We start from the raw sequence: 9223 nt of genomic DNA on the forward strand, positions 1-9223 counted from the left end.
TCTTCGGCGAGGAAGGCTCCATCGCCATGAGCCGGATCGACAGCGCGACGCTCGCGCAGGCGACGAGCGACATCCGCGACTTCGGTGTGGCGGTGTCGGAGACAGCCGTCGGCGAAGCGCCAGCACCGCCGCAATCTGGAACTGCGTCTTCTGGCCCTTGTGGGCCATCTGCTCGGGCAGGGCGTGCGGCTTGAGATAGAAGACGCCGACCGAGACGACCAGCACCAAAAGAAAGATCCCTATCGCCACCATGAGCCCGTCGGCCTGTCCGGGCGGCGTGATGAAGAACGGCAGGTGATGCGGCGCGGCGGCGTTCACTTCGGCGGTCATGACGTCTTCCTGCTTCGCGGCGCACGGGCTGCGCTGGAGGGTGTCCCTCGATCGCACGCGCCCGGATCATCCGCGACTGGCCGCCATGCAGCCATGTACGTTACTGTTTTGTCTATGAAGCGTGTCGTTTCGCGCGCAGCTTGCGCGTAGGCTGCCTGTGCGACCGCGCGCGCCGGAACGTCGGCGCGTCTGACATGAGGAGAACGCGCATGGCCGAAGACGAGACGCCCGCGGGCGGTCCGCCGACCGCCGAACAGCTGCGGATGAAGATGCTCGAGAAGGAGATGGCGGAGATGGAGCGCCGCCAGAAGGCGCTCGGCGTCGAGCAGACCAAGCGCGCCGCGGTGATCGACGCCTTTCTCCACGAGGACGTGTCGGAAAAAGAGCGCGCGATGATCCGCCGGGTGGTGGAGAACGCCGCCGCCGAAGGCAAGCTGGAGGCCCTGGTCTACAGCTTCCCCTCCGAGCTCTGCACCGATCAGGGCCGCGCGATCAACAGCGGCGATCCCGACTGGCCGAGCACGCTTCAGGGCAAGGCGAAGCAGCTCTACGACCGCTACCAGGAGGTGGCCAAGCCGGCCGGCTACCGCCTCAAGGCGATGATCGTCAGCTTTCCCGGCGGCATGCCGGGAGATGTCGGGTTCTTCCTGAACTGGGAGCCCGAGACGACGTGACCACGGTCAGGCGCGCCCGGCGAGGGCGCGCCGCCCCACCTTAGAAAATGCCTCAGAAGACGGCCGGCACGACCCGACGCGGCGTCGGCTCCCCCTCGTAGTCCTTGGGCCGCTTCTTCCGCTTGCCGAGATCCGGGGCTTCGAAGCGCACGCGCTCGTAGGGGATCGAAGCGAGGATGTGGCTGATGCAGTTGATGCGAGCAGCCTTCTTGTCGTCGGACGGCACCACCCACCAGGGCGCTGCGTCTGTGTCGGTCCGGGTCAGCATCTCGTCGAAGGCGCGGCTGTAGTCCCACCATCGGCGGTACGACTCGATGTCCATCGGGCTCAGCTTCCACTGGCGCAGCGGATCATCGATGCGCTGGCGGAAACGGCGGTCCTGCTCCTCCTCGCTCACGGTGAGGAAGTATTTGAGAAGGGTTATCCCCTGCTCGGCCATCACCGCCTCGACCTTTGGCGCCATCTGCAGGAAGCGATCGGCCTGCGCGTCGGTGCAGAACCCCATGACACGCTCGACGCCCGGACGGTTGTACCAGCTCCGGTCGAAGATCACGATTTCCCCGGCGGCGGGGAAATGCGCCATGTAGCGCTGGATGTACATCTGCGACCGCTCGCGCTCGGTCGGCGCCGGCAGCGCGACGACGCGGAACACGCGCGGGCTGACGCGCTCGGTCAGCCGGCGGATCACCCCGCCCTTGCCCGCGGCGTCGCGCCCTTCGAACACGATGATGATCCGCGCGCCGGTCGCCTTCACCCACGCTTGAAGATGCGCGAGTTCCGCCTGCAGGCGGGCAAGCTCCTTCTCGTAGCGGCGGTTGCGCTCCTTCTTCGTCTCGGCCCTCGCTTCCGCTGCGGCGTCGTCCGCCTTGTCGCGTTTCTTGCCCATGGTCTCCTCCTCCTTGATCTTTCATGCGCCTTCCGCCGGCGCGGCGCGGTTGCGCGCGTGGAAGGCGGCGGTCGCCGTCTTCAGCGTGTCGAAAACCGGGGTCGGGCGCGCCGCGAGGCGGGCGCGCGCCCAGTCGCCGCGAAAGGCGCGCGCGAGGTTGCGCCGCGCTCGCGCCACGGCCAGCGTGACGCCGCGCTTCGCGAGGCTCTCGCGCAGATCGTCGAAGCGCATCAACGCCGTGGCGTCGATCAGGCTGACCGGGCCGAGGTCCAACACCACCCATTCCACCGGAGCCGGCTGCGCGGCGATTGCGGCCTCGAGCTGGGCGCAGAAGGCGTCGGCGTTGAAGAACACGATGTTCGATTCAAACCTGTAGAGCAGCAGCCCCGGCGTGGTTTCGGCCTCCGTAAAGTCGGCGACGTTGTGGAACCCGGCGACGCCTGGCGCGCGGCCGAGCACCGCGTCGGAGGGATTGAGCGCCATCGCCAGAAGCCACGCGAGCGACAGGATCACCGCGAGCAGCACACCTGGCAGCACGCCGAGCGTCAGCACGCCCAGCGTCGTCGCGACCGAGATCGCCGCCTCGCGCGGGCTCATCGCCCAGAACGCGCGCAGACCGGCGATGTCGAAAAGGCCGAGCACGGCGACGAGGACCACGGCGCCGAAGGCGGCGGCGGGCGCCTGCGCGATCAGGTCGCTGAGCAGGAACGCGGCGGCCAGCATGGTCAGCGCGGCGAAGACGGCCGCGAGCCTCGTGCGCGCGCCCGAGGCCGCAGCGACCGCCGTGCGGCTGTCGGTCCCCGCCACGGCGAAGCCCTGCGTCGCGCCCGCCACGAGGTTCGCCGCCCCCATGGCGAACAACTCGCGGTTTGCGTCGACCGCATAGCCGCCCCGGCGCGCGTAGCTCTGGGCCGTGAGCATCCCGCTGGTGAAGGCGATCAGGGTGACCCCTGCCGCGTCGGGCAGCAGGCTCCGCCACGTCTCGGGTTCGAGCGCAGGCAGGCCGGCGGCTGGAAGCCCCGCCGGGACCGCCCCGGTCAGCGCCACGCCCTGCGCGCCGAGGTCGAGCCACGCGGCCGCCGCGACCGCGCCCGCGACGACGATCAGCGCGCCGGGCAGGCGCGGGGCGAGCCTCTTGAGCCCGAACAGCCCCGCGACCGCTCCGAGGCCGACGAGGGCGGTGGCCGGATGGCTCTCGGACACGCGCCGGGCGAACTCGGCGAGGCGGGGCAGCGCCTCCTCCGCCTCTGATGCGTAGCCGAAGATCTTCGGAAGCTGCCCGGCGGCGACCACGATCGCCACGCCGTTCATGAAGCCGGTCAGGATCGGCCGGGACAGGAAGCTCGCGAAGAACCCGAGCCGCGCCGCGCCCGCCATCAGGAACAGCGCGCCGCTGAGCAGCGTCACCGCCGAGACCAGCGCGACGTGGCGCGCGGGATCGCCCCCGGCGAGCGGCGTCACGCTCGCGGCCAGAAGCAGGCAGGTCGCGGTGTCCGGCCCGATCACGAGCTGGCGCGACGAGCCGAGGAGCGCGTAGGCGAACACCGGGAAGATGCCGGCGTAGACCCCCATCTCCGCCGCCACGCCGACGATGTCGGCGTAGGCGATGCCCACAGGCAAGGCGACGGCGGCGACCGATAGCCCCGCCGCCAGATCGCCGGCGAGCGAAGTGGTCTTGCCGACCTCGATCATGCGCGCCGCCCGGCTGTCCGGGCCGCGGCGATCAGGCCGGCTATGTCTTGCTCGAACTCGGCGATGATGAGCCGATAGTCCTCGGTCTCGCGCCGCGCCTGTCCGTCGGGGCGCGCCTCGAAGGCGGCGAGGGTCTCCCGCGCGAGGGCGAGATGCTCGCAGGTCTCGCGGAAATGCTCGCAGTCGTCGGCGAGCCGCCGGATCGTCTCCCCGTCCTCGGGGAACAGCACGAGGACGGCGGCGATCTCGGAGCCCGGGCGCGAGGCAGCCATGCGCGTGTCCGCCCTTGTTGCGTCGTCGCCCTGAGGTTTGCGCCTGTGCGCGGCCGGGGAAAGTACGTTACCGTAGCGGCGGCGCCGCCGCGCCTTGCTTGGCGCGTTCGCGCCGAGGCGTTACTGTTCGGTCCGCCGAAGGGAACGAAGCGCTCCCGACGGAGGGCCTCGGGAGGAACGGCGCCGTGAACGGGGAGTCGTCGCGCATCACGCCGCAGGCCGCCCGCGAGGCTCTGGAGCGCGTGCTCGCGTCCCCCGATTTCGATGCCTCCAGCCGTAACCGGCGGTTCCTCGTGCATGTCGTCGAGGAGACGCTCGCCGGACGCGCCGACCGCATCAAGGCCTACGCGATCGCCACCTCGGCATTCGGCCGGAGCGCCGACTTCGACCCGCAGACCGATCCGATCGTGCGCATCGAGGCCCTGCGGTTGAGGCGGGCGCTCGAGCGGCACTACCTGCTCTCAGGTCGCGACGATCCGGTGCGGATCACGATTCCGAAGGGCTCCTACGTGCCGTCCTTCTCGTACGGGTCGCCCCCGCGGGAGCCTTCGGAAGCCGCCGCGCGGCCGCCGCGTCCCGACCAGCGGCGCACCCCGTCGATCACGGTGCTGACGTTCCAGGGCGACGCCGAAGACGGGCCCCGCGCCGCGCGCGGCTTCACGCGCCAGGTGATCGGCGCGCTGTCCCGCTTCGGCGACCTCGACGTTTACGGCTCCGCCGGCTCTCAGGAGCATCGGTCCGCGCAGCCGGGTCGAAGCGATCGCGAGGTCGACTACGTCCTCGGCGGGGCCGTGCTGGAGGACGGCGAGCGATTCAGGGTCGAGGCGCTGCTCAGCGACGCGCGCACGGGACGGCATCTCTGGGGCGAGACGCTGGAGCGGCCCCTCGATCCCGCCGCGCTTCACGCCGCACGCGACGAGGTTTCCGACCGTGTCGCCCGCCTCGTGGCCCAGCCCTGGGGCCTCATCCACGCGGCCCGCGCGCGGGAGGCGCGGGATCACCCGCCCGAGCACATGAACTCCTACGACTGCGTGATGCGCTTCTACCAGTATTTGCGCAGCTATGACCGCGCGCTTCACGCCGAGGCGCTGGCTTGCCTCGAGCGAGTCGTCGCGGCGGAGCCCGAATACGCCGAAGCCGTCGCCTGCCTGTCGCTCGCGCTCACCGACGCGTCGCGGTTCGGCTACCCCGCGGGCGCGACGGCCGACCCCATAGCGCGCGCTCTCGAACTCGGCGCGACGGCCGTCGACCTCGCTCCCCATTCGAGCCGGAGCCACCACGCCCTCGGCATGGCGCGATGGTTCGCGGGCGACGTGCCGGGCGCCCTGGAGGCGTTGGAGGCGGGGCGCGCTCTCAACCCCAACGATACCGAGACAATGGCCGATCTCGGCACGCGGCTCGTGTTCCGGGGCGAGTGGGCGCGGGGACGCGTTCTCATCGCGGAGTCCTTCGCCCGCAACCCCGGGCAACCCGGCGTGTTCTGCGTGGGGCTGGCGCTCGAGGCGTTCGCTCACGGGCGCTTCGAGGAGGCGCTGGCCTACGCCCGGCGCGTGACCGCGCCGACCCTGGTCTACGGCGATGCGCTCGTCGCAATCGCCGCCGCCAAGCTCGGGCTGCGGGAGGAGGCCGCGCGGGCGGTGTCGCGGATGCTCGCGATCGATCCGTCCTACGGCGGAAAAGTGGAGGACGACCTCGCGGCGCGCAACCTCGAACCCGGCCTCGCGCGGGAAGTTGTGGCGGCGCTCCGGCTCGCCGGACTGCCGGAGGACCCCGCGCCGGGCCATCAGGCCGGCTGACCGACGGCGCGTCTCGCCCTCTGAAACAGTTACTTACTCTCGCCGTGTCGATGAGGCCGAGCCCGGCGGCTATGCTCGCCGCGTCGCGGACGCCCCTATCCGGGGCGGCGTCGGGCGATCCCGACCGCGACGGGGGGATTGGGTCATGAGAAAGCTTTCACGCATGGGCGTCGCAGCGGCGCTCGTCGCCGCAGGGGCGCTGACGGCGGCGTGTCAACCCGCAGGCCAGGTCGGGCGCACGTCGACCTTCGACGTCGCGCAGGCGACGCCCGAGGACATCGGCCGCGCGCTGGATCGCGACGGGCGCGTCGTGCTGCGGGGCGTCCTGTTCGAGACCGACAGCGCGCGCCTCAGCGACGCCGGCCGCGCCGCCGCCGGAACTCTCGGGTCGGCCCTTCAGGCCAATCCCGCGCTGCGGGTCGCCGTGGTCGGCCACACCGACGACACCGGCGACTTCCGCTACAATCTCGACCTGTCCGAGAGGCGCGCCGAGGCGCTGGCCGCAGCGCTGACGCGCGACCACGGCGTCGGCGAGAACCGGCTCGCCGCAGTCGGCGTCGGCCCGCTCGCGCCCGCTGTCCCGAACGACACGGCAGAGGGTCGCGCGCAGAACCGGCGCGTCGAAGTCGTCGTCGTCCGATGACCGAACGGCGAGCGGCGAACCGCGCGTCGGGGGGGCGGCTGCGGGCGGCCGCCCTGCCGCTCGCGGTGGCGTCGCTCGCCGCCTGCGGCCGCGCCCTGACCCGCCGCCCCGTCCCCGACGCCCTCGCCGAGGACGTCGCGCCTTTCGGCCGGCCGGGCCTTCGCAGCTGGGGTGACGGCCTGACGGAGGAGGAGTTCGCGCGCTTCATCGAGCAGACGCGCCCGAGGCGATGGAGCCTCTCCGCGCCGAGATCGAGGCGGGCCGGTCGCCCGACCTGCATTTCCTCGCGCTTTCGGGGGGGCGGGCGATGGGGCGCGTTCGGGGCCGGCGCGCTCAACGGCAGGACCGAGCGCGGCGACCGCCCCGGGTTCAAGGGCGTCTCCAGCGTCAGCACCGGCGCGATGATCGCGCCCTTCGCCTTCCTCGGCCCCGCCTACGACGGCACGCTGCGCGAGATCTACACCGCCTACGCGGCGTCATCGCGCGCTACGTCACGCCCGAACTGCTGGAGGAGATCGCGGCCGAGCACCGCAAGGGCCGCATCCTCTACATCGGCACCACCAATCTCGACGCGGGCCGGCCGGTGATCTGGGAAGTCGGCGCCATCGCCGCCTCGGGCGAGCCGGGCGCGCTGGAACTGGTGCGCGAGTTGATCCGCGCGTCGTCTGCGATTCCGGTCGCCTTCCCGCCCATCTTCGTGGCCGTCTAAGGCCCCGACGGAACGGTCTACGACGAGATGCATGTCGACGGCGGGGCCAGCTCTCAGGTGACCTTCGTCTCGCCCCAGATCCCGATCCGCGAGACCACCGGGCGTATTCTGGGACGCAACCTCGACCATCGGCTCTGGGTGATCGTCAACAACGACCTCAAGCCGCCCCACAAGACGCTTTCGCCGCGGATCGCAGCCATCGGCGCCGCGGCCGTCAGCTCGCTGATCCGCGGCAGCAGCGTCGGCGACGCCTATCGCCTCTACGCCATCGCCGAGCGCGACGACATCGCGTACCACATCAACTGGATCCTCCCGAACGTCGACTGCCCCGCGCCGAAAGAGGATTTCGACCCGATATTCATGGCGTGCCTGTTCGAAACCGGCCGCGCAATGGCGGTCGACGGGGTTCTCTGGCGCGACGCGCCGCCGTTCTTCGCCCACCCGGGATCGCCGGGCGGGCGCTGAAGGGCGGCGCTCACTCCGCCGGTTTCGCGAGCGTGACTTTGAAGTCGCGCCACACGGCGACGCCGATCGCGAGTTCCGTCACCGGCCCGGACTCCGGCGCGACCAGCGCGGTCTCGGTGCGGCGGATGAGGATGGCGCCCTCGCCGGTCGCGCCGGCCATGCGCCCCTCGCCGCCGGTCAGCTCGAAGACGCCGGCGCATCCGACCAGGCGGAAGCCCTCGCAGGCGAAGCGCCCGAAGGACGCCGCGCCGTCGAGCGCGTCGAGGCGGCAGCGCGCGGCGCCCGTCTGGCGCCCCGTCTCCATGTCCGCCTCCAGCATGCCGACGCAGGCGATCTCGCCGGCGTGGACGGGACCCTGCCCAACGTCGATGAAATAGGGTCCGCGCATCTCGCCGGCGAAGACGTGGGCGTTCGGGCCGGTCTCGACGATGGACCCGGCCCCTTCCCAGACCGAGAAGGCGTCGAGCGACACGGGTTCGCCGTCCTGCGCGATGGCGGGAGCGGCGAGGAGAAGCGCCGCGGCGGCGGCGCGGATGGTCCGGCTCATGGGGCGCTCCCTCAGTCGAGCTTGATGAAGACGGCGTCGCCGCCGAGCGAGAGCGCGTAGCCCTCCCGCGTGCTGCTCAGCCGGATTTCGACGCCGGCGGGGTTGTAGAGCCACATGCCTCCGCCGGCCTGCACGTCGCCGGCCACCGCGCCGATGCGGCCCTGGACGTAGGGGCCCTCGAAATCCTCGACGCGCTTCAGGTTGTAGACTTCGCCCTGCGCCTCGATCTTCTGCGCGCCGAAGCCGCCGTAGCCGAGCCCGCCGAGGGTGAAGTCGTACTCCCGGCCGCCGAAGGTCAGCGTGCCGCCGCCCACGTTGCCGCTGACGAGGAAGGCCACCTGCACCTGGCTGATGCGCACCTGGCCCGACGCCTCCGCCGCCGCCGGCGCCGACCCCTGCGCCGCCGCGAAACAGGCGGCCGCGGCCGCCAGCAAAACTCGTCTCATGCTCTCGCCCTTCTCCACCGCCGCCTGCGAAGCGGCATCTTCCCACCACGCGGTGCGCCGCGCAGCGCGTCGCTCAGCCGCGCGGCGTCGTCCCCCGCGCGAACCACCAGGCCCACAGCAGCGCCGCCGCGACCTGCGAGGGCACGGCGAGCGCCACCATCACGATCGCCCGCGGATCGGCCGCCGGCGCCGCGAGGAGCGGGGCCAGCGCCGCGCCGGCGTTGCGGGTGCAGACGGCAAGGCCGAGCACGCTGCGCCGCTCCCGCGTCAGCCCCGGAGACAAACCCCAGGCCATTCCGGTGGCGAGGCCGAAGAACAGCGCGTAGGACGCGATCGCGAAACCGCCGAGGGTGTCGAGGAAGCCGCGCCCGTAGATCACGCCGCAAAGCCCGAGCAGCACGACCGCGCCGACGCCGGCCGCCTGCTTCGCCAGCGGACGGATCGCCGCCGCCGCGCAGGGCGCCGCGCGGAAGACGGCCATGCCGAGACCTAGAGGCGCGAGCACCAGGGCGACGAGCGGCTTCGCGATGGTCCAGGCGTCCACCGCGAGACCCGGCGCCAGCAGCGGCGCGGCGACCGGCAGAACGGCCACGGTCCCCACCGCCGCGAGCAGCATCATGGCGGGCGCATGGCTCATGTCGCCCTTCGCCCGTCGCACCATCACCGGGAGGAACGGCGCGCAGGGCGTCAGCGCGACCAGCATTAGTCCCGCGGCGTAGGGTTCCGCCAGCGGCAGCGCGCGCGTCAGGCCCCATGCGAGCCC

Annotated in this window: 11 protein-coding genes and 2 pseudogenes; 6 read left to right on the plus strand and 7 right to left on the minus strand. The window is 71.9% G+C overall.

What is annotated here, in order from left to right:
* Positions 1-330, minus strand: a pseudogene (locus tag V7Q31_RS15405) (hypothetical protein); the annotation flags it as partial.
* Positions 331-539: 209 nt separating this feature from the next.
* Between V7Q31_RS15405 and V7Q31_RS15410 the strand changes: the two are divergent.
* Positions 540-1004, plus strand: coding sequence for a hypothetical protein (locus V7Q31_RS15410; RefSeq protein ID WP_333834751.1), 465 nt, complete (start codon positions 540-542; stop codon positions 1002-1004).
* Between the two features lie 52 nt (positions 1005-1056).
* Here V7Q31_RS15410 and ppk2 read toward each other — a convergent pair whose 3' ends face one another.
* Genes ppk2 through V7Q31_RS15425 form a run of 3 tightly spaced genes read right to left on the minus strand, consistent with a single transcriptional unit; the run spans position 1057 to position 3854 of the window.
* Positions 1057-1890, minus strand: coding sequence for a polyphosphate kinase 2 (gene ppk2, locus V7Q31_RS15415; RefSeq protein WP_333834752.1), 834 nt, complete (start codon positions 1888-1890; stop codon positions 1057-1059).
* A 21-nt stretch (positions 1891-1911) separates the two neighbouring features.
* On the minus strand, positions 1912-3582 hold the full coding sequence (locus tag V7Q31_RS15420) for a SulP family inorganic anion transporter (RefSeq protein ID WP_333834753.1): 1671 nt from the start codon (positions 3580-3582) through the stop codon (positions 1912-1914).
* Positions 3579-3854 carry a hypothetical protein gene (locus tag V7Q31_RS15425; protein ID WP_333834754.1) on the minus strand — a complete coding sequence of 92 codons (276 nt, stop codon included), beginning with the start codon at positions 3852-3854 and terminating at the stop codon, positions 3579-3581. The genes V7Q31_RS15420 and V7Q31_RS15425 overlap by 4 nt, the downstream gene beginning before the upstream one ends.
* Positions 3855-4039: 185 nt before the next feature.
* Between V7Q31_RS15425 and V7Q31_RS15430 the strand changes: the two genes are divergently transcribed.
* From V7Q31_RS15430 to V7Q31_RS15445, 5 genes are all read left to right on the plus strand, one after another.
* A complete protein-coding gene (locus V7Q31_RS15430) occupies positions 4040-5650 on the plus strand; it encodes a tetratricopeptide repeat protein (RefSeq protein ID WP_333834755.1) in 1611 nt (536 codons plus the stop codon).
* Positions 5651-5795: 145 nt separating this feature from the next.
* On the plus strand, positions 5796-6293 hold the full coding sequence (locus V7Q31_RS15435) for an OmpA family protein (protein ID WP_333834756.1): 498 nt from the start codon (positions 5796-5798) through the stop codon (positions 6291-6293).
* Complete coding sequence (locus tag V7Q31_RS19215; protein ID WP_442976656.1) at positions 6290-6880, plus strand: patatin-like phospholipase family protein; 591 nt, start codon at positions 6290-6292, stop codon at positions 6878-6880. Before V7Q31_RS15435 ends, V7Q31_RS19215 begins: the two co-directional genes overlap by 4 nt.
* Positions 6877-7002: a hypothetical protein gene (locus tag V7Q31_RS19220; protein WP_442976657.1), complete on the plus strand. Its 126-nt coding sequence runs from the start codon at positions 6877-6879 to the stop codon at positions 7000-7002. The genes V7Q31_RS19215 and V7Q31_RS19220 overlap by 4 nt, the downstream gene beginning before the upstream one ends.
* 57 nt (positions 7003-7059) lie before the next feature.
* Positions 7060-7467: a hypothetical protein gene (locus V7Q31_RS15445; protein WP_333834758.1), complete on the plus strand. Its 408-nt coding sequence runs from the start codon at positions 7060-7062 to the stop codon at positions 7465-7467.
* A gap of 10 nt (positions 7468-7477) precedes the next feature.
* Here the strand turns inward: V7Q31_RS15445 and V7Q31_RS15450 are convergent, their stop codons facing one another.
* From V7Q31_RS15450 to V7Q31_RS15460, 3 genes and pseudogenes are all read right to left on the minus strand, one after another.
* Positions 7478-8014, minus strand: a complete 537-nt coding sequence (locus V7Q31_RS15450; protein ID WP_333834759.1) for a hypothetical protein — start codon at positions 8012-8014, stop codon at positions 7478-7480.
* An 11-nt stretch (positions 8015-8025) separates the two neighbouring features.
* The gene (locus V7Q31_RS15455) at positions 8026-8460 is read right to left on the minus strand and encodes a hypothetical protein (protein WP_333834760.1); all 435 of its coding nucleotides are present in this window, start codon (positions 8458-8460) and stop codon (positions 8026-8028) included.
* 73 nt (positions 8461-8533) lie between these two features.
* Positions 8534-9223 (minus strand): annotated as a pseudogene (locus V7Q31_RS15460) (hypothetical protein); the annotation flags it as partial.

The sequence above is a fragment of the Rubrimonas sp. genome, from assembly GCF_036788415.1.
Classification (GTDB): Bacteria; Pseudomonadota; Alphaproteobacteria; order Rhodobacterales; family Rhodobacteraceae; genus Rubrimonas.

Coding starts and splice junctions, on each gene's coding strand:
- V7Q31_RS15435 (WP_333834756.1), top strand. CDS start 5,796: ATGAGAAAGCTTTCACGCATGGGCGTCGCAGCGGCGCTCGTCGCCGCA.
- V7Q31_RS15410 (WP_333834751.1), top strand. CDS start 540: ATGGCCGAAGACGAGACGCCCGCGGGCGGTCCGCCGACCGCCGAACAG.
- V7Q31_RS15425 (WP_333834754.1), bottom strand. CDS start 3,854: ATGGCTGCCTCGCGCCCGGGCTCCGAGATCGCCGCCGTCCTCGTGCTG.
- V7Q31_RS15455 (WP_333834760.1), bottom strand. CDS start 8,460: ATGAGACGAGTTTTGCTGGCGGCCGCGGCCGCCTGTTTCGCGGCGGCG.
- V7Q31_RS15450 (WP_333834759.1), bottom strand. CDS start 8,014: ATGAGCCGGACCATCCGCGCCGCCGCCGCGGCGCTTCTCCTCGCCGCT.
- V7Q31_RS19215 (WP_442976656.1), top strand. CDS start 6,290: ATGACCGAACGGCGAGCGGCGAACCGCGCGTCGGGGGGGCGGCTGCGG.
- V7Q31_RS15420 (WP_333834753.1), bottom strand. CDS start 3,582: ATGATCGAGGTCGGCAAGACCACTTCGCTCGCCGGCGATCTGGCGGCG.
- ppk2 (WP_333834752.1), bottom strand. CDS start 1,890: ATGGGCAAGAAACGCGACAAGGCGGACGACGCCGCAGCGGAAGCGAGG.